General features: G+C 42.9%; 24 protein-coding genes. 13 read left to right on the plus strand and 11 right to left on the minus strand.

Annotated features, from left to right (window positions below):
* Positions 1-154: 154 nt before the first annotated feature.
* On the minus strand, positions 155-865 hold the full coding sequence (locus DQQ10_RS11225; RefSeq protein WP_112746973.1) for a DUF4198 domain-containing protein: 711 nt from the start codon (positions 863-865) through the stop codon (positions 155-157).
* Between the two features lie 364 nt (positions 866-1229).
* Here DQQ10_RS11225 and DQQ10_RS11230 point away from each other — a divergent pair, with 364 nt between their 5' ends.
* The 4 genes from DQQ10_RS11230 (at position 1230) to DQQ10_RS11245 (ending at position 6820) form a co-directional block, all read left to right on the plus strand.
* Positions 1230-2327 (plus strand): alpha/beta hydrolase, encoded by a 1098-nt coding sequence (locus DQQ10_RS11230; RefSeq protein WP_112746974.1) that lies wholly within the window; start codon positions 1230-1232, stop codon positions 2325-2327.
* A 64-nt stretch (positions 2328-2391) separates the two neighbouring features.
* Positions 2392-3564, plus strand: coding sequence for a sensor histidine kinase (locus tag DQQ10_RS11235; protein ID WP_112746975.1), 1173 nt, complete (start codon positions 2392-2394; stop codon positions 3562-3564).
* 5 nt (positions 3565-3569) lie between these two features.
* A complete protein-coding gene (locus DQQ10_RS11240) occupies positions 3570-4292 on the plus strand; it encodes a LytR/AlgR family response regulator transcription factor (protein WP_112747268.1) in 723 nt (240 codons plus the stop codon).
* A gap of 140 nt (positions 4293-4432) precedes the next feature.
* Positions 4433-6820 carry an ABC transporter permease gene (locus tag DQQ10_RS11245; RefSeq protein WP_112746976.1) on the plus strand — a complete coding sequence of 796 codons (2388 nt, stop codon included), beginning with the start codon at positions 4433-4435 and terminating at the stop codon, positions 6818-6820.
* Positions 6821-6950: 130 nt separating this feature from the next.
* Here the strand turns inward: DQQ10_RS11245 and DQQ10_RS11250 are convergent, their stop codons facing one another.
* Together DQQ10_RS11250 and DQQ10_RS11255 are read right to left on the minus strand one after the other, a co-directional pair.
* A complete protein-coding gene (locus DQQ10_RS11250) occupies positions 6951-7436 on the minus strand; it encodes a group II truncated hemoglobin (RefSeq protein ID WP_112746977.1) in 486 nt (161 codons plus the stop codon).
* Positions 7415-7816, minus strand: coding sequence for an antibiotic biosynthesis monooxygenase family protein (locus tag DQQ10_RS11255; RefSeq protein ID WP_221409715.1), 402 nt, complete (start codon positions 7814-7816; stop codon positions 7415-7417). Before DQQ10_RS11255 ends, DQQ10_RS11250 begins: the two co-directional genes overlap by 22 nt.
* 80 nt (positions 7817-7896) lie before the next feature.
* On the opposite strand from DQQ10_RS11255, the gene DQQ10_RS11260 reads away from it, so the two are divergent.
* The 4 genes from DQQ10_RS11260 to DQQ10_RS11275 all read left to right on the plus strand — a co-directional run bounded on the left by DQQ10_RS11260 (position 7897) and on the right by DQQ10_RS11275 (position 12958).
* On the plus strand, positions 7897-8262 hold the full coding sequence (locus tag DQQ10_RS11260; protein WP_112746978.1) for a winged helix-turn-helix transcriptional regulator: 366 nt from the start codon (positions 7897-7899) through the stop codon (positions 8260-8262).
* A gap of 155 nt (positions 8263-8417) precedes the next feature.
* A complete protein-coding gene (locus tag DQQ10_RS11265) occupies positions 8418-10064 on the plus strand; it encodes a carboxylesterase/lipase family protein (RefSeq protein ID WP_112746979.1) in 1647 nt (548 codons plus the stop codon).
* Positions 10065-10339: 275 nt separating this feature from the next.
* Entirely contained in the window at positions 10340-11536 is a 1197-nt protein-coding gene (locus DQQ10_RS11270) for a C10 family peptidase (protein ID WP_112746980.1), read from the plus strand.
* Between the two features lie 222 nt (positions 11537-11758).
* A complete protein-coding gene (locus DQQ10_RS11275; protein WP_112746981.1) occupies positions 11759-12958 on the plus strand; it encodes a glycoside hydrolase family 172 protein in 1200 nt (399 codons plus the stop codon).
* Between the two features lie 93 nt (positions 12959-13051).
* Here the strand turns inward: DQQ10_RS11275 and DQQ10_RS11280 are convergent, their stop codons facing one another.
* The 3 genes from DQQ10_RS11280 to DQQ10_RS11290 form a co-directional block, all read right to left on the minus strand.
* A complete protein-coding gene (locus DQQ10_RS11280; RefSeq protein WP_112746982.1) occupies positions 13052-13474 on the minus strand; it encodes a VOC family protein in 423 nt (140 codons plus the stop codon).
* Positions 13475-13580: 106 nt separating this feature from the next.
* Complete coding sequence (locus tag DQQ10_RS11285) at positions 13581-14048, minus strand: CPBP family intramembrane glutamic endopeptidase (protein WP_112746983.1); 468 nt, start codon at positions 14046-14048, stop codon at positions 13581-13583.
* 9 nt (positions 14049-14057) lie between these two features.
* Positions 14058-14942, minus strand: a complete 885-nt coding sequence (locus DQQ10_RS11290; RefSeq protein WP_112746984.1) for an SUMF1/EgtB/PvdO family nonheme iron enzyme — start codon at positions 14940-14942, stop codon at positions 14058-14060.
* A gap of 250 nt (positions 14943-15192) precedes the next feature.
* Between DQQ10_RS11290 and DQQ10_RS11300 the strand changes: the two genes are divergently transcribed.
* The gene (locus tag DQQ10_RS11300) at positions 15193-15939 is read left to right on the plus strand and encodes a glucose 1-dehydrogenase (protein WP_112746986.1); all 747 of its coding nucleotides are present in this window, start codon (positions 15193-15195) and stop codon (positions 15937-15939) included.
* Positions 15940-16110: 171 nt separating this feature from the next.
* Here DQQ10_RS11300 and DQQ10_RS11305 read toward each other — a convergent pair whose 3' ends face one another.
* From DQQ10_RS11305 to DQQ10_RS11315, 3 genes are read right to left on the minus strand one after another with little or no spacing between them, the layout of a single operon-like run.
* Positions 16111-17166, minus strand: coding sequence for a hypothetical protein (locus DQQ10_RS11305; protein WP_112746987.1), 1056 nt, complete (start codon positions 17164-17166; stop codon positions 16111-16113).
* Positions 17153-17674, minus strand: a complete 522-nt coding sequence (locus tag DQQ10_RS11310; protein WP_112746988.1) for an anti-sigma factor family protein — start codon at positions 17672-17674, stop codon at positions 17153-17155. Before DQQ10_RS11310 ends, DQQ10_RS11305 begins: the two co-directional genes overlap by 14 nt.
* Positions 17675-17676: 2 nt before the next feature.
* Positions 17677-18246 carry an RNA polymerase sigma factor gene (locus DQQ10_RS11315; protein WP_112746989.1) on the minus strand — a complete coding sequence of 190 codons (570 nt, stop codon included), beginning with the start codon at positions 18244-18246 and terminating at the stop codon, positions 17677-17679.
* Positions 18247-18467: 221 nt separating this feature from the next.
* Here DQQ10_RS11315 and DQQ10_RS11320 point away from each other — a divergent pair, with 221 nt between their 5' ends.
* Positions 18468-20222: an ABC transporter ATP-binding protein gene (locus DQQ10_RS11320; protein WP_112746990.1), complete on the plus strand. Its 1755-nt coding sequence runs from the start codon at positions 18468-18470 to the stop codon at positions 20220-20222.
* 61 nt (positions 20223-20283) lie between these two features.
* On the opposite strand, the gene bla is transcribed toward DQQ10_RS11320, so the two are convergent.
* Positions 20284-21162 (minus strand): subclass B3 metallo-beta-lactamase, encoded by an 879-nt coding sequence (bla, locus tag DQQ10_RS11325; RefSeq protein WP_112747270.1) that lies wholly within the window; start codon positions 21160-21162, stop codon positions 20284-20286.
* 169 nt (positions 21163-21331) lie between these two features.
* Between bla and DQQ10_RS11330 the strand changes: the two genes are divergently transcribed.
* The 3 genes from DQQ10_RS11330 to DQQ10_RS11340 all read left to right on the plus strand — a co-directional run bounded on the left by DQQ10_RS11330 (position 21332) and on the right by DQQ10_RS11340 (position 23724).
* Complete coding sequence (locus DQQ10_RS11330; protein WP_165823900.1) at positions 21332-21730, plus strand: hypothetical protein; 399 nt, start codon at positions 21332-21334, stop codon at positions 21728-21730.
* Positions 21731-21934: 204 nt separating this feature from the next.
* Positions 21935-23125, plus strand: a complete 1191-nt coding sequence (locus tag DQQ10_RS11335) for a hypothetical protein (protein WP_112746992.1) — start codon at positions 21935-21937, stop codon at positions 23123-23125.
* Positions 23126-23244: 119 nt separating this feature from the next.
* Positions 23245-23724 carry a VOC family protein gene (locus DQQ10_RS11340; RefSeq protein WP_112746993.1) on the plus strand — a complete coding sequence of 160 codons (480 nt, stop codon included), beginning with the start codon at positions 23245-23247 and terminating at the stop codon, positions 23722-23724.
* Positions 23725-23818: 94 nt separating this feature from the next.
* Here DQQ10_RS11340 and DQQ10_RS11345 read toward each other — a convergent pair whose 3' ends face one another.
* Entirely contained in the window at positions 23819-24511 is a 693-nt protein-coding gene (locus DQQ10_RS11345; protein WP_112746994.1) for a DUF2461 domain-containing protein, read from the minus strand.
* Positions 24512-24756 lie beyond the last annotated feature (245 nt).

Raw genomic sequence — 24756 nt, forward strand, 5'->3', positions numbered from 1 at the left:
AGCCATAGCGCACAATCTTGCAAAAGCGACCGCATGAGTGACGAAGATTTCACGCGCCTACATTTTTCAAACTAGATTAACCCAAAAAAAACAAAAAAAGCCGCCTCATGACTTTTGAGACGGCCTCTTTTAATCATTGAGATATAGTTGATTCTTACAACTGCTCAAGTCTTACCGTAGCGCAACGCCAAATGTTTTCGTACGCAGCTTCATGGTGTGTGCCTTTCTCTTCAACCGTATAAGTACCCTCGAGCGCATAAGTGCCTTTCCAGAGAAGATCAAATTTCGCTTCACCATTCTCGTCGGTCTTAAATGTTTTTGTCCAACCAGTTGGGCCTGATACAGCAATGTCGATGTTTGCAGCCGGCTTACCTTTATAGAAAGCTTTCACCTTGCCGAATTTAGAATCTGTAGACTTCACCGGCTGAAGGTATAAATCGTTGTTGGCCGTGGCATTCGGAATGGTAGCCAACGTAGTGCCTACTGCTACAGCCGCCGATGCGTTGAATTGATACATGTATGTACCGTCAATTTGCTTTGCGCTATGACCAGTCGTCAACACATAAACACCAGTTTTGTCGGGAGTGAAAGATGTTGTGAAGTACTTACCAGCAGCTTTGTAAGTGAGTTGTTTCTTCGATCCGTCTGGAGCAACGAGCCAAAGGGTGAACGTATTGACGTCGGAGTACCATTTTTCAGTTTCTTCAAATTCACCTGCAGCATACTCGCCGTAGAATATTTTTACCTCTTGCTCTCTTCCAACAGCACCCTTCACGTTGGTTTCGATCCAAATTGCGTGCGCATTAGCGGTTAACGTAATGACGCTCAACAATAAGCCGAATAGAATTTGTTTTGTTTTCATCATGATTAATTGTGGTTAATAGATCAAGCAATGGTTCATTATTGCTCGCAAAATAAAGCGATCCAAAGTTGCGGGTTGATCACTAGTTGCGAAAATTTTATTCGACATATTTCCGTAGAATACCCTCTAGAGGTGAGTCTGGTCGCTAGCGAAGGGTAGATGACTGGCTCAGGCCGTTGTGGATTTACAAATAATCTGCGGTTTCTAATCGTTGATCGCCCTTCTTCAAACTTATGTAACGATACCTCGGCGAGAAATCAACTTTACGTTGAGCCTGCGCGAAGCTTGCTGTTTGTCATCAAATCCTTGTCGATGGTCAATCTTTTTTTGGAGCCTTTCCTTTTTTATGGACTTTCCTTAAAAAAACATGCAGCCATTAAAATTATTGTCGTTGTCTATTGCCATGCTGGTTTGCCATTACGCCGTGGCCCAAACTGCGGACGTTTCAGATCTGCCCAGGAAGGGAAAACTTTTAACTGAAATCTATTCTTCTACTATCCTCAAAGAGAATCGGCTTGGCATTGATACGAAACGAAGTATTAAGGTGTATCTCCCAGCCGGTTATGATCACTCGAATAAACGTTACCCCGTGATATACTTTTTACATAACATATTCTGGAACAACGATCAGATGTTCGAAGATGGTCGGGTTGTGACATTGATGGACCGTGCAATTGTTAGTGGGGTAATGGGTGAGTTCATTATGGTGGTGCCCGACTATAAAACCGCTACTACTGGAAGCCTATATGAAAATTCTCCCGTAAGCGGTAGATGGTTGGATCACACAACGGATGAGATTGTGCCCTTTATCGATAAAAAGTTTAGAACCATTCCGCATCAAACAAGCAGAGCGGTCGTCGGGGAGTTTATGGGTGGACGTGGCGCACTGAAATTAGCGATGACGAGACCCGACATATTTAGTGTAGCCTATGCGTTGCATCCCGTCGCTACAGGAATGGGCGAGTTGCCATGGGCCTATTTACGAATCAACTGGCAAAAATTATTTGCTTCAAAGTCGTATCCTGATCAATCACTGGAGGGTATTGAACAAATATTTCTTTCCGTTAGCCAGGCCTTTCTGCCAAATGAAAAACGGCCACCCTTATATTGTGATTTCTTCATGGAAATGGTTAACAACACGCCGACGTTGTTGCCCGATAATGTTCGTAAAGCGCGTGAAGGTTTTCTCTTGGATGAAAGTTTAGATGCCTGCGCCGATAATCTCCGAAAGTTGAGCGGTATTGCGTTGGACTGGGGAAGATTCGATCCAACGTATGCACACGTGGATTCCAACCGGGAATTTAGTCGGAAGTTGGAAGATCTTGGTATTGAACATGAAGCCGAAGAATATCGCGGTAATCCTTACGACAAAGTTTGGCTGGAGGACGGTAGATTTTATACACGCGTTCTACCCTTCCTTGCAAAACACTTGATCTTCGCAGAAGCCGCCTCGGTTTCGAAGTGACGCGAAAGGGAATTTAAATCCATGACCATTGCCGCAGTCGGATAGATCTTAGTATCTTATCAGGATGGAACAGCTGTACACCCTAAACCAAGATCGTTACGCGCAATCCGCACCCTCGAACATTTCTTTCTGGGAAAAGGTGAATGCGAATTGGTTTGTAAGGTATAAGGTCTATCACATACTTTTTTGGTTTTTATATCACTACGCGTGGACTGTCGTGAACGTTGGCGACCCCGCGGTGGTATTTAATTACATTCTTTCTTCTCCAAAGTTTTTATTCTATGTAGTCTTTCAGGCTGTTGCTGTTTACTTCAATTTGTATTTTCTGATTCCGAGATACCTTGTAAGACGAAGGTACGTGCCCTATTTACTCTTATTAACGCTCACCATTGTTGTTACCGCGTCGTGCATCGTAATGGCATATTATCTGATGGCGTCCATAAAGAATACTACACTTGACGCACTGTTTGGACATAGCAATTTTTCATACTTCTTTATTACGCTCACGCTTCCTTCTACATTGACGAGCATGTTTTTGGCCATGAGCATTAAGCTCACGAAAAATTGGATAGGTGCGCAGCAGCGTGAACAATTACTCGAAAAACAAAAACTTGAAAGTGAATTGAAATTTCTTCGCTCGCAGCTCAATCCTCATTTTCTGTTCAATACCATCAATTCAATATTTGTATTGATACACAAAAATCAAGATATGGCCTCCGAATCGTTAGCTAAGTTCTCTGACCTTTTGCGTTATCAACTTTACGAATGTAACGAAGATGAAATTTTACTCTCGCAAGAATTACGATATCTTGAGAATTATATTGAGTTGGAACGGTTAAGAATGGATAGCAAACTTGTTGTGTTAACGATCCAAATTGATCCTACGTTTCCGTATGATGCCACCATTGCGCCGTTGCTGCTGGTGCCTTTTATTGAAAACGCATTTAAGCATGTGTCGACACAGCGTAATGAAGGCAACTGGATTAAGATCAACCTTTCTTTTTCTGGTGAGCGTATGACATTCACGATATCAAATAGTGTTTTCGATACGACGTCGTCCAGAGCTGTAATGAAGAACAGCGGCATCGGCTTACAAAACGTTCGGCGTAGATTGAACTTGATGTATCCTGGCGAACATGACCTTTCCATTGATAGGACCGCAGAACAATTCGACGTCGTATTGACTATCGTGTTGCATAAACATCGAGCGGGCGAAAATCATGAAATGACAAGATGAAATCTATGAAATGTGTAATTGTGGATGACGAACCCCTGGCACGCGAGTGTATATCAAAATATGTTTCTAGAATAGATTACCTCGAGCTACTGGCGGAGGTAACAAATCCAATTGAACTCACCGCGATTGTAGCGTCGCAGCCTGTTGATCTGATTTACCTGGATATTCAAACACCTGTCATCAATGGGATTGATTATCTCAGGATCGCAAATAATCCACCCATGGTGATCATCACGACGGCCTATCCTAATTTTGCGCTTGAAGGATTTCAATTGGACGTAATGGATTACCTATTGAAACCAATCACATTCGATCGCTTTTTGAAGGCGACAGGTAAAGCGAACGATCATTTTAATCTGCTCAAAAAGACTGCTGTTTCCGATGCGACTACAAATGACTATTTCTTTATCAAATGTGATTCGAAATTTGAACGTATCCACTATGACGATATTCTCTATATCCAAGCGCTGGAGAATTATGTTCATATCGTAACAGCAAAAAGAAAATATTTGACGCTATTAAACTTAAAGAGCGTAGAAGAAAATTTAGCGAATCATGCTTTTATGAAAGTGCATAAATCTTTCCTTGTAGCTACGTCGAAGATTGAAGCCATTGAGAACAATGATATTTTGATTCACGGCACACGTGTTCCTATCGGACGCCATTATCGTGAAGAAGTGATTGATCGTGTACTTCACAATAAACTGTGGAAGAAGAATAGGGAGTAGTCGCGCGATTACCCGATATACCCATGCGTTCGTATACGACAAGTGTCGTCCCATAAACGCACAACGTTTCGATGGAATGCCGTTAGAATTCTCGAAATTACCAATAATTTGCTGGCACTATTATTGGCAATGGCACGACCATGATCCTTAATTATCTTCTCATCACTTTTCGCAGCATGGTGAAGCACAAAGTCTTCATCGTGACAAATGTTTTAGGAATGGGCATCGCGATTGCCATTTCAATTGTTACCTATCTCGCATATCAATACGATGCGACGTTCGATGCTATTCATAAACAACGTGAAAACATCTACCGCGTAAGTGCCGTACGAGAATTTGAAGGTGCAACGTCGTTGGTTGCTACCGTACCAGCACCACTATCTGAAATAGCTGACAAAACATTGACCGACGTTAATCGATCATCGACATTGCTGCGATCGTATTCAAATTTCAAACATAAGGACGACTTGTTTGTGGGTAATCTGTCATACGTGTCTCCTGAGTTTTTCGCCATGTTCTCATTCGATTTCATCACCGGTAAGGGCAACCATCTTTTGCCGTCAAGTGTGTTCGTGAGTGAAGAGATGGCCACGCGTTTATTTGGGAGTGCACAAGAAGCTACAGGGAAAACGATTACGCAAGTAATAGGCAAGGAGCTTAAGGAAGTTAAGATCGCAGGTGTATTCCAGGATCCTCCGATGAATTCAAGTTTTTATACCCGCGGCGGATCGGCATATATGCATGTTGAGGATTCGAAAATAGAATTTGGTGCAAAGGCAGCGGAAGATTGGCGCGACACCCGCACGTTATATGTTCAAATCGAACAAGCTGATCGTGTGTCGTCGGTGCACAAACAACTGCAAAGTTTTGTCGCCAACAACAATACGGTTAGAGAGGATTTTCACCTTACGGAGTTTACACTCATTCCTTTTGCAACCATGGCTTACCTTGATCGTGAAAAAGATGTTCAGGCCATTACCTGGGCAGCACCACCAATTGCTGCGATCACCGGATCCGTCATCATGTCGACTATGATTCTGCTTATCGCATGTTTTAATTTGACGAATACTGCCATCGCGATCTCTGCACGACGCCTCAAAGAAATCGGCATCCGAAAAGTGTTGGGAAGTATGCGTTTTCAATTGATCATTCAATTTATTGGCGAGACTACCATCACTTGTCTTCTCGCACTCATCGTTGGGCTCGCGGTTTCTGATTTTATGATCGAGGGATGGAACTTGATGACCAACAACAATATCTATCTCGAACCACACAACTATTATGGCAGCCTCAAGTTTATAGGATTCCTCTTATTTGTACTCCTCGCTACCGGTATTCTCGCCGGAAGTTATCCAGCATTCTACATCAGTAAGTTCAAGCCTGTGAATATCCTCAAAGGTAAACTGCAGTTTGGTGGAACGAATTACTTTACACGCACGCTGCTTGGATTACAATTCGCGATATCACTCATCGCTATTGTAAGTTCGATAGCGTTTATGCAAAATGCGCGATATCAAAAGAACTATGATTTAGGATTTGCAGCAAGTGGCGCTGTAATCGCGTGGGTGAGCGATCAACAAGAGTATGAGACATACCGTAACGCTTTGTCAACAAACACTGAAATCATTTCGATGGCCGGTGCCAAGAGTGGCATATTTTCAAATCGCCTTCATGAATCAGTAAAATATGAGTCATCCCAATCGGAAGTGGATATTATTGATGTCGGTGATAATTATGTGAAAACACTAGACCTCCAAATTATCGAAGGTCGTGATTTTGTGAAAGACTCCGAGACTGACCACAAGCATGCTGTGATTGTTACTGAGAAGATGGTTGATCTTTTTAAATGGGAAGATCCGATTGGAAAAGAAGTAACGTGGCGCGATTCTGTAAAACTTACAGTGGTCGGTGTTGTGAAGAACGTTTATACGCACGGCTTATGGCGAGAGATGGAGCCGATGATGATTCGTTACGTCAAGCCAGCTGCATACAACCAAATCGTTGTCAGCGCAAGTGCGGAAAACGTAGTCAGCGTAAACGAAGCCATGAAAAAAGAATGGAATAAAGTTTTTCCGAATCGTTTATACAATGGACGACTACTTGGCGCAACGTTGCAAGATGTTGCAGCGCTGAATGAAAGTATTATGTACGGATACTTCTTTCTAGGCTTAGTGGCGATGATTCTTTCCGTTACAGGATTGTATTCCTTGCTATCGCTGAACATCATCAAGCGCATGAAGGAAATCGGTATTCGTAAAATCTCCGGCGCTTCTTTCTTTAACATCACCAGAATCATCAATACGGAATTCGTGATTATTCTGTTCGTCGCGTCGATACTCGGCGTCTTTGCAAGTTATAATTGGTGTTCAATTATTATGGGAACCATTTGGAAGTACTATCAAGGTGTAAATGTATGGACCTTTATCGCGGCTATCGGATTACTATTCGCTGCATCGTTCGCGACAATCGGATACAAGCTGATCAGCGTGGCCAAAATGAATCCCGTTGACACCCTGAGAGATGAGTAATAGGAGTATGGAAACAGACGTAGACAAGTCTGATTTTGTATTGAAGATCAATATTCTCTGAAGCACCGCATGACTATGGTCACAATAGCGCTACACAAAAAAGGAGTACTGTGATTAGCAAAGTCAAAACCTATACATAGGGGCCACCGGTTTCACCCCATCCCCATGTAGGCATAGGTTCGGTTTCGTTGATAGGATTTTCGGTAGCATTCGAGTTGATCACCGCGAGCCGACTTCCCCATTCGATGTACCCTATAAATGCAGACCTAAATTCTGGATCGCTAGGCAATCCAACTTCATCGGCAGTATCGAGAAGTAATAACATCCATCTTTTTCGTAATGTCTCGTCAAGGTGTTTACCTACGTGATGTTCGACCATCGTTGCATGACTTCCTCGACTCTGCTGCGTATACAATTTTTCTCCACCCAATACTTCACCAATGAAGTGGGCTACGCGTTTTGCATGTTCTGGCGACATGTGTTTGAATACCGGACCAAGCATGTCGTCTTCCATAACTTTTTCGTAGAAGCGTCTCGTTAATTTTTGAAACGCTTCTGGTCCTCCTGCCCAATTGGATAATGTTGGTATTCGTTTTACTTCTTCTCCTTCTCCCATTTGAGTAACGTGTTATAATGTTTCATTTCCTGAATGTTATTGTAAAACGGTTTCACCAGGTTGAAGAATGGGCCGAACACCGGACTCTTTCTGAAGCCGGCCAGGTGGTCATTCGTAGATGTCCAATAGATGATGACAATAAAATTTTCAGGCTCTTCTTCACCGTGAATCAGTTCGTAACCTAAACAATATTCTGACGCCTGCAAATGCTTTTGCGCTTCGGTGTACGCCGAAATGAACTTGTCCCGGTCCGTTTGTGAAATCTTGTAGCGGATAATTTCCGTAGAGATCGTGTTGTTATCCATGTCTTTATTGGTTTGACAAATTGCATGATTTGTGACAAAAAACAGAAGCAAAAGATTTAATATTATAACTTTCATAGGTCGTTTTTCAGTAAAATTGTCAAACGCCGCATGTGAAGTCAATACCTTACTAAAAAGTAGGCCCAAAGTTTTTTTCGATGATCAAGTTGAATGACAAGAAGTATACCTGTCCTGTTGATGTTGCCTTGGGTTTTGTCGGCGGCAAGTGGAAAATATTAATACTCTCTCACCTCTTGCACTTTGGCGACAAGAGCTATAGTGACATTAAAAGAAATCTGCCCGCTATCTCCGAAAAAATGTTGAGTCAGCAATTGAAAGAACTGGAGCGAGACAAGTTGATTCTCAAGAAAATTATTTCACAAAAGCCGTATCGTGTCGAATATTTTTTGTCGCCAACCGGCAAGTCTCTGAGTCCGCTATTTAATTTCTTAAGTAAGTGGGGTATCAAATACTTAAAGGAAAATGGTATCGATTACCTCAAGGATCAATCATTATATAAATGATCCCCACGACTGATGAGCTGCCTCGTTGAATAAACGATTTAGACAAAGTCAGGATTACAAGAAGTTGGTACGGAATTACAATTCTGTCGGCACCGGTGTGTTCATCTTTGGCATTTGAATATCAATGGATCCATAACTTCTCAAGAGTCAAATCGATGAATCGCAGATCATTTATTAAAAAATCCGGGCTAACAAGTATAGGACTGGGTGCGGTGTCGCCCGTTTTGAAGAAGGCTAGATGTTCAGGTCACGCGCATGCTTCAATTGTAGCACGTGCTGATCATGCTGTTGTCGAAACGACGGCTGGAAAAATTAGGGGCTATCAAGATCATGGCATCTTTACCTTCAAAGGAATACCCTACGCAGCGACTACCGCGTTACAAAATAGATTCTCGCCACCCAAAAGTGTGACGCCTTGGACTGGAATACGTGACGCGTTAGCGTACGGTCCTATTTGTCCGCAGCGACCCAACAAAGGATGGGCGTCTGAAGAATATGCGTTTCTATTTCAATGGGTCGATGGTTATCAAGGTGAAGATTGTCTTCGCGTTAATGTATGGTCAACGCGTCTCGATAAGCATGCAAAGAAGCCAGTAATGTTTTGGATACACGGCGGTGGTTTCTTCTCGGGGTCAAGCCAAGAGCATCCGTCCTATGATGGCAGAAATCTTAGTGCGTTCGGTGATGTCGTAGTGATATCTGTAAATCATCGACTCAATGTTTTTGGTTTTCTGGACTTGTCGGCTTATGGTGATCAATATGCGGCGTCTGGAAATGGTGGAATGCTCGATCTTATTGCAGCGCTACAATGGGTGAAAAACAATGTTGAGAACTTCGGAGGTGACCCCAACAACGTAACCCTTTTCGGTCAATCTGGTGGCGCATCGAAGATCACAACATTGATGAACATGCCGCTCGCGAAGGGCCTTTTTCATAAAGCAATTTCTCAGAGCAGTTCTGTTGCAAAGATTGCTTCTCGCGAGTATGCTTCGGCGTTGACAAAAAATGTGCTAGCATACCTCGATATTTCAGCGCGTAATATTGACACGCTCCATCAGGTAGATTATAGGCGTTTGATTGAAGCGGCTATCGTCGCAGAAAAGAAAGTATCAGAATCTGCGGTTGGAAAAAAGGTACCGCGATCGGGTTGGCAACCAGTGATGGATGGCGTAATTATTCCCTCACATCCTTTTTATCCAAACGCACCTGAGTTTTCGGCAGATGTACCAATGATGATTGGTAGTAATCGTCACGAGTGGTCTGCTAGCATCGGCGACTCTGCAATGGAAGCATTGACAGATGAAGGCCTTCGAAAAAAGCTCATGGAGAGATATCCTGAAAAAGGCGAAGCATTTTATCAGGTATGCAAGCATATCTATCCACATGCAAAACCGGTAGAAATCCTGTCGTTCTTAAATCCCTACAATCCGATGGCACACGTGCTGGCAGAAGTGAAGAGCGCACAACAACAAGCCAATGTGTACTTGTATATGTTTGCTTGGGAAACAAAACTTTTAGATGGTCGTCCTCGCGCATACCATTGCAGCGAAATACCATTTATATTTTATAACACTGACCGCTGTGCGACGATGACCGGTGCAACGGAGGAAGCGCGACTGCTGAGTGAAAAGGTCGCGAAGGCATGGATAAACTTTGCACGAACAGGAAATCCCAATCATCATGGACTACCGGAATGGCCTGCATTCAAACAATCTAATGGAGCGACGATGATTTTTAATAATGTGTGCGAAGTGAAGAGGGATCCGGATCGCGCGTTTCGGAAATTTTACCTGACGCTATAAATCCACAGACAGTCTTTTGTAAAATCGATTTGATTGTTGATAAATAAAAAGGTCGGGACCCGATATTTTTTATGGATGTGATCGAGCTCACAGCGATTGTTAATTCTTTCGACGAAACACCCTGGGATTAATTTTTCAATCTATATTTTATCGATTAATGGAGAAGAGAGCGTGACAATAAATAGTAAACTGATTTAATACCCGAATAATCCGGTTTAGGTTACAACATCCAAATGTCATAGTTTAGGACTTACCGTTTACAAAACTCCATTCAAATGAAAAAAGTTAGTTTAATTCTGTTAACCATCTGCCTGTTCTTGGCATCATGTCAGCAAGAAAATTTTGGGCCGTTAAACACAGCAGATCAAGGTGATGAAGTATCACAAGAAATGGCTTCGACCATTGCTGCGAATTTTAACGCCACGTTTGCTGCAACAACATTCAAGGGAGAGTCAACAAATGCCAGGTTAAGCAGCAAAGAAAAAACCGTAAAAGAAGTTACGCCTTTCCGGGATGAAGTTGGGAAGCCTCTCTATTATATAATAACGTATAAGGAGGGCGGGTTCGTGATTGTGTCTGCAGAGAAAAAGACAATGCCAATTCTTGCCTTCTCGGAGACAAGCAATTTTCCTATTGGTAAAGAACTTCCGGAAGGTGTAAAAGAAACAATGTTCAGCTACAAAGAAGGTATCAAAAAAATCAGAGCACGTGCGGCCACTCCCGATGATAGAGTGGTGAAGGAATGGCGAAGATTGGAAGACACCGAAGCAGTAAAAGCGCTGGTGCAAAAGGCGCGGAACAAGAGCGCACAACCTAACAACGAACCTGTTGACCCGCCATGCCAAGATTCACAATTGTATGTTACATTGTCGACTGCAGCATGGGGTCAAGGTACTTCGTGGAATAGTCAGATGCCACTGGAGAACACCTTTGGTTGTAGCGGCTTACCCAATGGACGTGCGTATACTGGCTGTGTAGCAACGGCGATGGCCATCGTCATGAACTTTCATGATTTCCCCAATACATACAATTGGAATACAATGGGTGCTAACCAGTTCGAAACAGCTCGTTTAATGAGAAATGCAGCGAACAGTGTGAATATGTCGTATATGTGCTTTGGATCGGGAGCAAATGGAGATGCCATCGTGCCAGGGTTTGTGAGTAGTTTTGGATACTCATCTTTAGCGTCTTATCGTTCTTATAATCTTACGACCATCACCACTGAAATTACAACTTGGGGACGTCCGGTAATCCTTACTGGATATCGCTCTGGTTCAGGACATGCATGGGTATGCGATGGCTTCTATGAATATTATTCTTGCAGTGGTGGTACCTATGCTCCGATGTTGTACATGAACTGGGGCTGGGATGGAAGTTACAATGGATTCTTTAGCACCAGCGGATTCGATCCAATGGGAGGGTCTAACTATTACACAGGTCTTAAAATGGTCACTGCTATTCGTCGTCCTTAGGTGATGCACAAGAACTAGATTGACTCATTCATTTTATAAATAAGGGACTATCTCACTCGTTGAGGCAGTCCCTTAGTTTTTCTAGTGCGATGACTGTAACTCGCTCATTAACGTAAGTAGTGCACGGACCATTTATCAGCAATACCATGAAAGAATCATATTGAAAATAGGCGATTAAAAATAGAAGTTAATCGTTAAATTCATTATCAAATCCTATCAACGATGTGTCGATCTGCACTTACCTTCTTAACTGCAATGCTCGTCGTGAGCAACCTTCATGCGCAACAACTTTACAAGGTGTCACCACATGAATCTCGTTGGGCGAGTTTTGAAAACGCCGCCGCTGAGAAAGCCAACGGAGGCAAGGAGAATAAACACGCAAAAGGTCATCCCGCAGAATTTGTTGTGCCCGGTGAAAAGAAAACGCTACTCGATGTAAAAGGCGCGGGAATTATTCAACGCATTTGGCTAACGGTAAATGACCGGAGTCCGGCAATGCTGCGCGCTTTACGAATAGAAATATTTTGGGACAATGCAACGAAGCCCGCAGTGTCTGCTCCACTCGGAGATTTTTTCGGCACAGGCTTGGCGCGTCGAACATCCTTTCAAAGCGCGTTGTTTACAGACCCTGAAGGTCGCTCTTTCAATTGCTACATTCCCATGCCCTACAGATCGGCCGCAAAAATTGTTCTCACCAACGAAGGCAACAAACAAGTTCACCTTTTCTATGATGTGAATTTTCAAAAAGTAAAATCACACGCAGATGACGTACTTTATTTTCACGCGTATTGGAGCAGAAATACAGCGCCTGAACTCGGTAAAGACTTTGTAATCATTCCAAAAATTTCTGGACGAGGACGATACCTCGGCATGAATATGGGCGTCATAACAAATCCGCTATACGAGAAGAGTTGGTGGGGCGAAGGAGAAGTGAAAATTTATCTCGATGGCGACGGCGAATTACCAACCCTTAACGGTACAGGTACCGAGGATTATATTGGCACGGCTTGGGGACAAGGTGCCTATAATCATCTTTACCAAGGATGCCTTGTTGCAGATGAAGCCAACCGTCAGTGGAGTTTTTATCGCTATCACGTTCCTGATCCAGTGTATTTTCAAAAAGATTGCCAGGTCACCATTCAATTGATGGGCGGTGACATGATGCCGAAAGTAAGAAGCTACGTTGAAAAAGGAGCGAAGCTAATTCCTGTGACTGTGCATGGAAAAGATTTTATAAAACTGCTTGAGCAGAATCCTATTCCACAAATCACAGACAAAAACTTTCCCGACGGTTGGACTAATTTCTATCGCAGTGACGACGTTTCTGCAACGGGTTATTTTTATTTGGACAAACCATTTACTTCACTTCCGCCATTGCCGCCGGTAGAAGAACGCGTGATGTACATGGCGGATAAACAGTAGTGCCAAGCATTTTCGTTTTTATAGATCACGGTTCACGTCGTTGACTTAAGCAACCTTACTCACCATAGCTTTAGTTTTTTGCATCATACATTATTATTGTAAATGGTTAGCAACCTTTCCATGAACTTCCAAATAATGGCGGTTGTACATGATACCCAACACATTTCCAAAAGGATCGACTACCGATGCGGTGATGAATCCCTCGCCACGCTTCATGATCTTTTCAAACGGCGTGGCACCAAGTGCGATTAGTTTTTCTAACGTGCCTTCGAGGTCGTCAACATGCCAATACATAATTGCGCCACCGGGGGTACCGTTGGTTCCAGGTGCAAAGCGTGCGTCGATGATGCCGAACTCATGTTTGAAATCTCCAATTCTAAACTCCGCATAACCAGGACGCTCGAAATTGGGTGCAAAGCCCAGGAATTTGGTATACCATGCTACGGCCACGCTATGGTCTGCAGCAAAGAAGTTCAATGTCGTTAATCCTCTCAGGGTGTGGGCTTTACTTTCCATTTTCTTTTGTGTTTTAGATGACTGATGACACAAAGTTGAATACGTCCCCTGACAGCAGTATGTCAGCAGATCAGATGACTGTAAAAAAATAGATATTTCCAGAGGGTCAGAAGTCCATGCGATCATACAGGTATACAAACAAGTTGTAACCGCTATGCACGGCGGCGGCGTATAAGATCGTAAACTGGCGATCACGCTTGGCGTAGAAAGCAAAAGCGTAAATCAATCCACCCAAGAATGCATGAACAGCATAGATCACACTATAGTGGTGAAATGCTGCAAATATCAGCGCCGAAATCACGACGATGTAGTGGAGCTGCAGCCTGCTTTTAAGAAAATGAAAAGGTAGAAACACAGCGAGGTATGTCTCAATTAGTGGCGACACGATTACAACGAGCATGAACTCAAAAGCAGCATTACCCAACGCCATGCCTACTTGCTGTACGACGGGCGCGTCCAAAAGGTATGTAACCAATTTAAAGGCGACAGCAATTAAAATCCTCATCAATGCAAAACAGCCAATAAAGGCTCCCCAATGCCAAGCGTTAATTTTTGATTCTACATTCTGTATCATTGTGGTTACTCACTTGATTTTTGTAACGGAGACACTACACGCACATCGGAACCCCAGCCAAAATTCAGGACGGTGATAGGGGAATGTTTGGAGTACTTTAATTTCTTCCATCGTATGAATCCAGCTTCCGCCGAAAGAGGTTCCTTGCTCATTTGTCATTTCAGATACATTTCCCAATAGATTGTAAAAGGATCCTTCGGTGAGATTCTCATAAATATAACCCACCCAGTTCACACCGCTGATCAGAATTTCTTTTCCGGTATCGCTAATACCAATAGGCTGGGCTACGCACGCCGAATGATATTCACGACCATCTTTAAATGTCGATGAGAAATTTTTTATCTCCTGCACCGTTTTCTTAGAGAGTTTTCGTTTTTTATTCTCTTTAGCCCTGTACTGAAGCTCTTCGATGCCAGGGAGTACATAGGTAAAGGAGACACGAAAATCTTTTTTCTCTTTCGCCAACCGTTCGTTCATTGTTTTTGTAACCGCTGCGGATCGCCACTTGCAATATTCTGTCGCTTGAAAGAACGATATGCCAACCACAGGAAAATACCGATAACCAGGATAGCGTAAATAGTGCTCCGTGAACGAGAGTGTCGAGTCAACAGAATTTCCCAATGCAATTTTCGGCGTGTCATACCTTTTCCAAACCATTGTATCCGGAAGCATGGCTTCGTAGTATTCTCTCGTCGAATCGAGGGCAACGTAATGTAAGAACTCAAGCCACGCAATGTTTGTCAATTCAGTTTCGTCCAGGTACACATTGCCTTTCAAAAATGCTGTTCCCGGTGGCGTTAATTTGTTGCGCTTTATAAACTCATCATCGGTCTGTGCATGCACTTGAATCGCAAAACTGATCATGGCTGTTATAAAAAATATGCGTATGCGCATTGATGTTTTCTTTTATTGTTAAAGTTAACGATATCCAAAGAAATGAACAGCAATTCTGGGATGCGATTGTTCTGGGCATGCCCCCTCGCAAACTCGGGGTCGGGCTTTCGCTACTCGCCATCACCGCGCACGCCGGAGACGGGCTCAAACATGCCGCTCAATCCCTCATGCAACGCAGTAGTCATCATTTGCATTTTGCATCTTCACAACTATCGGCGATCTTTCATGTTTTCTAATTGAGCCATCCGAAATGAGAAAAGTAATTCTGATAACAGGCGCCAGTCGTGGCATCGGCGCGGCCACAGCAATCTTGGCTGCAAAAAAAGGTTATGACGTAGCCGTTAATTATATCCACGATCATCAAGCCGCCGAAAAAGTTGTACATGAAATCACGCGCGAAGGCGGTAACGCAAAAGCATTTCAAGCCGATATCGCTGACGCAACACAGGTAACTACGCTGTTTCAAAATGTGCTCAAACATTTTGGACGTCTCGATGTCCTCGTCAACAACGCTTCCATCGTCGCACTGGCCGATCGTGTCGTGAACTTTTCTCCGGAAAGAATTAAGCGCATGTTTGAAGTAAACGTGTACGGAAGTTTTTACGCTAGTCAGGAAGCAATTAAACTGATGTCCAAAAAAACGGGTGGTCATGGTGGCGCCATCATCAACGTATCCTCCGGTGCAAGTCAAGGAGGATCACCCAATGTTTATGTCGACTATGCTGCATCGAAAGGAGCAATCGATACGTTTACGATTGGGCTTGCTAAAGAACTCGCAACGGAGGGTATACGCGTAAATGCCGTAAGACCAGGACTCATCGATACGGAAATCCACGTCGACAGCGGCGATGCGAACCGCGCTGCGAAACTAGTGGAATCAATTCCACTCAAACGCCTCGGGCAACCAGAAGAAATTGCGGCAACCATCCTTTGGCTCGCCAGCGACGAAGCATCTTACGTCACCGGAAGTATCTTGAACGTTACCGGAGGAAGGTGAGATGAGTTCACTTGTTCACAGTTCACTGATGACGGTTCACAGTTGAAGTTCACTCGTCACAGTTTACTGATGACAGTTCACGGTTGACTAAACGGCGAACTGTGATCGGTGAACTGTGATCGGCTAACCGTCCGTGAACTGTGAACCGTGAACGGTGAACTATGAACGTCACTATTTCTTCCGAACGAAAAGAAAGATGGTGAATCCAATGATGAGTACGGATACAATCACTGCCCAGTAATTCATCTTCCGCGACTCGGCATAGAGCGTATGTGTTTTGAATATGAATTTCACCGCTGGTGGATTGAAGAACAGACGATTGCCACTAATCGAGTCAGCATTGGTGTTCACGACTTCCCCTGGCATGTTGATGATGTTGTTATATTTTCCATCTACAGTCCATGTGATGAAGGCAAGTTTTAGTTCTAAACGTTTTGATAGTGCGTCAAATTCTTTTTGAGCAACAATGTAATCCAACGGTATACCGATAGCTTCCATTTGCTTGGGTAGGTAATCCGCTTCTATATTTTTGTCCTCAGTAAGTTGCTTGAACAGCGATACTGTATGTACGCGTAACGTGTCTTCCCAGCGTTTTTCGATTTTTTGCGAACGGATCAACGTTAGCATGATTTGAAAGTACTCTTCTTTAACAGCGTCAAGTCCGTATTTTTCAAAAATCTTGTCATTCAGTGACGCCAGGTACACACTGTCAGCTTTCGATATTTTTTTTCCTTCTGCCGGAAGCCTGTCGATGAATGCTGAATCTTCACGCGTGATGTAGTCGTCAATCGGGAGACTGAGCTTGTTGATGGGATGATAGGTTTCTGAATAGAAGATATACGTATAGAACCACCGGAATCGTTTCTCGAAAATAGCTGTCGTTTGTAGTGTCGTGTCGCTATAATACCCAAGTGCTTCGTTCATCTCTTTTACGGAAGGAAAAGCCTTGGTGTAGTTGATCTTGAATTCGGCCGAATGTATCGCGCCATCTTTGTCCACCGAAGCGGGTCTTGTAATCGAACTTGTTTTTGTCCAGCCATCCTTCACCAAAACGCCAAAAGTTTTTATCGCATAGTCGCCTTTAGCCGTATCTCCTTTCGGTATCGTAAATGATTTGTCTACAGAACCATCTTCGTTTACCGTCGTCTCAATAGTCACTTTATTTTCGCAAGAAGACAGCATAATTAATGTACTGGCGACAGCAATGATTTGATTAACGACTCTCATAGTATTTTTTCTTTTTAGCAATGGATTGTACACATTCTCTGTTTTCGATACACGCCAGCAATGAAAATGTTTGCTGCCTCGATTTTCTGTTTTCGATCTTAACTTTCAAGAACGCACTCGTATTTAAATTGACATCTCGAACGCCCGAAGCCTGTAAATGCTGATGTGGTAAGTTCTTTGGAGGCGTATAAAAGAAGGCCACCACGAAAAGTGTTGAAAGTGAAGCCATGGCGTAGCGCAACCACGTTGTGTTGATCGCATCCAACCATGGTATGTTCATCGATGGTACAACAATTTGCGCCATGATTTTGTGTGTCAGCTGTGCTGAATTTTCAGGAGCTGGTGTTACACCCTTCCAATCGCGGGTTGTTAATCGTAACTGTGTTCGAGCTTGCCATATTTTTTCACAATCAGCACAATGTTTGAGATGCTCATCCACGACCTGTCGTTGTGAAACTGACAACTCATCATAAAGCCAAATTTGTTCTTCAAAATTCTCGCAGCGCATATCTACTTCGGTTCATGTGTTTCGTAAATCAATTTTAAGGTTGCTGATATTTTCTTTCGTGCGTGAAAAAGATTACTCTTCACACCATCAGCATCAATCGAAAGAATTTCGCAGGTCTCTTCTACGGTTAACGCCTCAAGGTCGCGAAGTATAAAGACAGCTTTCTGCAGTGGCGATAGTACCTCACTTGCTTGCAGGAGTTGATTTTGCAATTCTTCGCCGTTCATAATGTCCTCCGGTGTAAGCGACGATTGAACACTATTCGCTGCCTCAACATCATGCATGAATTTTCTTTCACGGTAGCGGGTCGACTTTAAAAAATCCAAACACAGGTTTGTGACAATCTTATAAAGCCACGTGCTCAACTTGATTTCCACTTTGTACTTCGGGATGTTTTTCCAAAGCCTGAAAAACGCGTCTTGCGTGATGTCTTCTGCGTCGGCGCGGTTGCCAAGCATTCGATAAGCCACGGCATATGCAAATGACAGATGACCTTCTACGATTTTCTGAAAGGCACGCCGGTCGCCCTCGATAGCGCGTTTCAGGATTTCGGTTGGAATAGGTTTAATCATTTTGAACCTGATACGAGGTTACGCCTAGAAAGTAAAAACAGATTGGTGAATGTTCATCTAAGATATACGATACGCGGGCTATCGGAGCCCAGAATCTGGGCATTTTGACCGATTTAAAGTCAATTTGTGTGGTTATTTTTTTTTCAACGGGAACAACCCGACACTATTTTTACGTTTCAGTAAAATTGTAAATAAACCACCACCATTCTCCATTCTACTGCATGAAGATACTTCTCCAATACCTGAAGAATTATAAAGGATTAATTGCACTTGCGTTGTTTCTGGCTGCCGTAAGCCAGGTTTTTTCTCTCCTCGATCCGCACATTACTGGAAAAATTGTAGACAACTTCCTCAATCGGAAAGGAGACCTGCCGCGGTCGGAGTTCGTAAAAGGAATACTCTACCTGGTTGGATTGGCTATTGGTGCAGCGATGGTGTCGAGAATCGCTAAAAATCTGCAAGATTATTTTACCAGTATCTTCGTTCAAAAGCTCGGCGCGAAAATGTATGCCGATGGATTACGGCACTCGCTTGAGTTGCCTTATCAAACTTTCGAAGATCAGCGAAGCGGTGAAACACTCGGTATCCTCCAAAAAGTAAGAACAGATTGCGAGAAATTTATCACCGCGTTCATCACAATATTGTTTTCAAGTGTAGTTGGTCTCATCTTCATTTCCATTTATGCGCTTACGGTCAGTTACAAAGTAGCGCTGGTGTACTTCGCCGCTGTCCCTGTTATCGCTCTAACAAGTTGGTTACTGAGTAGAAAAATTAAGGTCGTTCAAAAGAATATTGTAAAAGAAACAACCTCACTGGCAGGTTCTACAACGGAATCGCTCCGCAATATTGAGCTCGTGAAAAGCCTTGGACTGGCTAACCAGGAAATTGAAAGACTTAACAATACAACTTTTAAAATTCTTGGACTTGAACTAAAGAAAGTGAAGTATGTACGAAGCATGAGTTTTCTGCAAGGAACAACAGTGAATTTCGTTCGGAGTGTTATGGTTGTAATTTTGTTGATACTCATTTTCGACAAGGAGATCTCCGACGGAAAATATTTTACATTTCTGTTTTATTCTTTCTTCTTATTTGGTCCACTACAGGAAATTGGCAACGTCATTATTGCTTATCGCGAGGCTGAGGTGTCGTTATTTAACTTCAATAGAATTCTGAGCCTTCAGAAAGAAGTCGTTCCAAAAAATCCTGTTGCCATAGCGAAGATTTCTACATTGACATTTCAAGGGGTTAGTTTTAAACATCAGTCCGCTAACACAAATGCGTTGAATGATATTTCATTCTCAACAGAAAAAGGTGAAACGATTGCTTTTGTCGGGCCTTCGGGATCAGGTAAAACAACACTGGTAAAACTTCTCGTTGGATTATACCCACCGAAGGATGGTGAAATTTTGTACAACAATGTGTCGAGTGCTGATATCAATCTGAATGCTTTGCGTGAGAAGATTGGATTTGTTACCCAAGACACGCAGTTATTTTCAGGTACCATTCGCGAGAACCTTCTCTTTGTGCGACCATCCGCGACCGACGAAGAATGTTTTGCTGTACTTCAAAAAGCAGCTTGTCAATCGCTGCTCGCGCGTGCCGATAAAGGACTTGACACCGTTATTGGTGAGGGTGGTGTAAAAGTTTCTGGCGGAGAAAAGCAACGTCTTTCTATTGCACGTGCACTGCTTCGTCAGCCAGATTTGCTCGTGTTCGATGAGGCAACCTCGTCTTTGGATTCTCTAACCGAAGAAGAAATCACCGAGACGATCCGGGATGTGTCGACGATACGCGAACACATCACGATTTTGATTGCGCACAGGTTATCCACCATTATGCATGCTGATAAGATATTTGTACTCGAACGAGGAAAAATCATTGAGTCCGGCAAACATGAAACGCTACTACAAGAGAAAGGACTCTACTATGCCATGTGGCGACAGCAGATTGGCGAGAAAGATGCTGTAGAAGTGTAGTCTATATTATATAAAGATATCGACCATAGTGATTACGAAAACTATGGTCGATTTTTTTTGACTAACGCTTTTCTTCTTTGATGCGCTTATCGTAGTCGCCCTGATAACCTTTCACAGCGGCATCGTATTCTTTCAAATTCCCAAAAACACTTGGATTGTAAGTGTCGCCTTCCTTTCGTTTTTCATGTAAGTTGAACTGACTTGCATGAGAAGCAACCCATAAATCGAATTGAAGTGACTTTAATGATTTTAACGTGTATGCATAATCTTTGCCGACATTAGGATAGGTAGGCATTCCGAAAATTCTTGTCTGCTCGAGAATACTCGGCATGTTTGCAATGAGCACCTTCCAGCTTCGTTTGCTGTCCTTCGTTTCTACCAAATAACTTGTCGCTCCTTTAGTATGTCCAGGGTGATGAAGAACAAGGATTTTTGTACCACCCAGTGTGATAGTCTCTTTATCCTTTAATACACGATCTACCGGCACAGGCGGATACATCGCACCCTTTCCTCCGAAAAGGAAATCAGAGTTTCCACCGTCAGCTGTAACAGATGAATCGCCTTGGTGCACCATCATTTTAGCGTTGGTTAATTTTCGGATTTCGGCCATCGCGCCCATGTGATCATAATGCGCCTGCGTGGTCAGAAGAATTTTGAGGTCGCTGAATTTAAAGCCGAGCGTTTCAATACTTTTTCTAATCATAGCCACCGATGACGGCATACCGGTATTGATTAACACATTGCCTTCTGAGGTTGTAATGAGGTAGCAAGCAAGGTCATACGTACCTACATAGTAGACATCACCCGCGATTCGGAATGGTTCATACGGTTTCGTCCACGATGAATCAGCGTAGAGCGAGATACCGTTTTGTGCAAATGTTGGTAGAGTAAGCGCCAATGAAAGATAGGTGCCCAATAGGCAAAGTCTAAATCGTGACATGTTGGATGGGAGTTTAAAAAATTTACGAAATGTATCATGACTTTGGTGTTCAAAAAACAAGTTGCTCGTAATTATTTTCTTGATGAAATTCCGCCGCCATGTTTGTTCGAAGTGCTTGCTCGCTGAGGTTGTACATGAAAAAATGTACATTCAGGTAAACAACGAAAATATGCTGGAGCTTATCTATAAAAATGAAAATGGCGCTGCTCATTACGATGCCCAACGGAAGTTGGTAAAGACGCAGTATAAGGGTATCGTGAAGGTGGAGGCGATCACAGACTTACTCCGGCATGTGATTGCATATGCCGAAAAAAATGAAATCCGCTTGATGTGTGCTAACCTTACGGAAATGCAGGGCACATTTTCGGGCGCGATGGATTTTTTTGAGAATGAGTTCTATCCGTCGATGATAAAAAATGGATTGCGTGCTTACGCTGCTGCTTTATCAAAAGATGTGTTCACAAAATTTGCCGCATCACAATTGCAAAAGAAGGTCGGCGGTAAACTGGACTGGCAAGCATTTTCAAGTATCGAAGATGCAGAACAATGGATTGAAAAACATCCGTAGTTAGTTTTGGTGAAGCGGAAACTCACCATTTTTAGTGATGCATTGATGTTGTTGTGTAATTATCTTGACGGGACGCGTCTTGATGGCAAAACGTTTGGAAAAAATAAAAATACTTTTTATTGATAAATGTCAAGCGCTGATTTCTTGGTTTAGTCATAATTTGCCAATGATTAAATTTTTTTATCACTAAAGAAACTCCGTTTTATGTCAAGAATTTCTCTTTCATTTCTTTTCTTTTCATTGGTAATTGGTTCTTTGTTTTTGAGCAGTTGTGGTTCTGATGATGATAGTAAGGATCCTAATCCGCTTGACAAAACATTAAGCGAGGCGCGTCTCTCCGACTTCCCATTAACGGAAGCAGATTATCTAACGATTAATATCACGCATCCTGTGGTAGAAAATGGTGTTGAAACGAAGGCCGGTGAGATTGCGATCGTCATTCCGCATGCGCATGAAAGTTTATCCCTCAGCTTAGGGGACTTTAAACTTGAAGATGATGTCTATAGTATTTCTCCTGCAGCAGGTATTCCACAAGATTTCTCTAAGCCTGTGACCTACACCATTTCAATTAACAGTGACCCAACGCGCGTAGTTCACTATAAAGTGACTGTAGTACACGGCGGTGCGCCTTTCATCAAAAATCATAAGGTTACAGGATTTAAGTTTGAAAAGATCAAAAACCCACAGCTTGCTGCAGATATCGATGCGACGAAAATTATCGAGTATCCTACTTATTCACAACATGCTATCTATGTGCTTGTTCCGTTAGGCACTGATTTAACCAACTTAAAACCAACCGTCACTATTGATGCGGCTAAGTTATACTACAATGTTGCGAACGACTACGTTGAATACCCAACGGCTGGGCTATCTGTCGATTTGAAATATCCGAAGTACTTCTACTTGAAGGCAGAAAATTCGTCCGGTGAGCAGTCGTTGCCGTATGTTGTGGTTGTTGATGTTATTGATCCAATCAAGTTTAAGGATCCCGTCCTCGTCACCGATAATGTAAAGACGGATGATGGAAATACTTTTCAAGATATGTTTGCTATTGTAGAGTGGACGAATCAGGGCAATCATCCGATCACGGGAATGGCTGCTTTTGAATACGAAAATCGTACCGCACCAAATGGGTTCCCGACCGACAGAAATGTAATTACGGCTTCACTTATTAGTCCTGTTGCTGGTCCTTCTGGTGTAGCACCAGGCGAAAAAGGAACGATTAACGTGCGCGTAAGACGCTATCCGGTTGCTGGTAAATATTCTACAACAGTCGTATTCCGTCCAACCTTCAGTTTTGATACACGCGTTATTTCCAATTGGCCCGCGGATGATCGTGTGGAGGAAATTTTTAACAAACAAAAACTTACGATCGAATCTACTTTAGAAGATTAGGTGACAACTATTCTACAGGGGATGCAGCAATGAAAAATATTGCTGCATTTTTTTTGCTGTTGGAACCGTGTTTGGGCATTGTTTTTTTAAGATCAAAAGTGAAACAACCAACATGAGTCATGGCAGAAACGACAAAATCGAAATCCGTTCGGCCGATTCCGGAGGGATTTACAACTGTAACACCTTTTCTAATGCTCGATGATGCGCCTCGCTTTCTCGAGTTTGCAAAAAATGCTTTTGGTGCCGAGATCACTTATGATTTAAGAGATGATCATGGTGAAATCATTCACTCGACAATAAAAATAGGGAATGCGCAGATCATGATCGCCGATACCATGGGCGCGATGAAGGCGCAAGCATCGATGCTTTACCTCTACGTAAATGATGTAGATGCTGCTTATAAGAAAGCTGTTCAGGCGAAAGCGAAGCCCATGGATGAACCGGCAGATCAGTTTTATGGCGATCGCGCAGGAGCTGTTAGCGATGAGTGGGGAAATATTTGGTGGTTTGCAACGCACATTGAAGACCCAAGCGATGCGGAAATTAAAAAGCGCGCAAAAGCAGAAATGGAAAAACGCAAACAGCACGCGCATGCATAACGACGTGTGTGTTATCCAAACAATATGTGGTGTGATTACTTAAATATTATTTGCTAGAAAAACGCGCGACTATTCTTCGTGCGTTTTTTTATTACTAAAAAAGAGATTCACCATTCGCGTCGGAGGTGAGTACGTCGCTTACATAATTAAAGAATGGACGAATGCTTTTGAATGTTTTGTTTAGCGTGTTCACAAAATCAGGCGATAGCACTTCGCGGTCTGTGAAGGATGCTTCGAACCAAAATTGTTTATACCGAATCAGTTCAATGGCAGGATCGTCTACGGAAAATCCCCGCGGTGCTGTCTTCACTTGGTCTCCTTGCATGGCGCCAAAGTTTTCAACGAGATTCTTAGACTTCAATAATTTTTTCCAAGTATCATAATTGAGCGAGATGTCTTCGCGAATGCGTTTTAGATCATCGGCATTCGGTGCGAGAAAACCACATGCTACGCGCGATTTACCGCCAGGCTTTATCCAAAGATAGTAACCACCACGAAGCATCGGTTTTACGCGCTTCATGTAGGCAAAAAATCTTGGATTATACGGCGATTTATCTTTTGAGAATCGCACGTCGTTATAAATACGATAAAGACTTTTCGTTCCATTCGGCGTGTCGATTTGGTCGTGTACATTCATTTTTGCAATGAGAGCATCCATCATTTGTTCGACGTTCGCCTTAGCGAGTTCAAAACGCGCTCTGTTGTCATTGAACCAATCGCGGTTGTTATTGACTGAAAGATCTTGCAGGAATTTGAGTGTAGATTTTTGTATTGCCGGGACAGCCACGATGTTTCAATTTTATTTCGTGAAGGTATCACAAAAATATAAATGGATCTAAAAAGAAATATCCGGCCTAGATACAAGCCGGATATTATAAATCCTCATTCAAATTTTATCCGTAAACTAAAATTTCACGAGGTAAACCTAAACCCCTCAATTCTCAGCACCTGTGAAAATTGTTAGTGTTACGATTTGCGATAAAACGTGCTTGGGACTAGACATGGTACCTCCTTTCTTTTAGTTGGACATAA

Origin of the sequence: Pseudochryseolinea flava (assembly GCF_003286915.1) — a bacterium.
GTDB lineage: Bacteria > Bacteroidota > Bacteroidia > Cytophagales > Cyclobacteriaceae > Ohtaekwangia > Ohtaekwangia flava.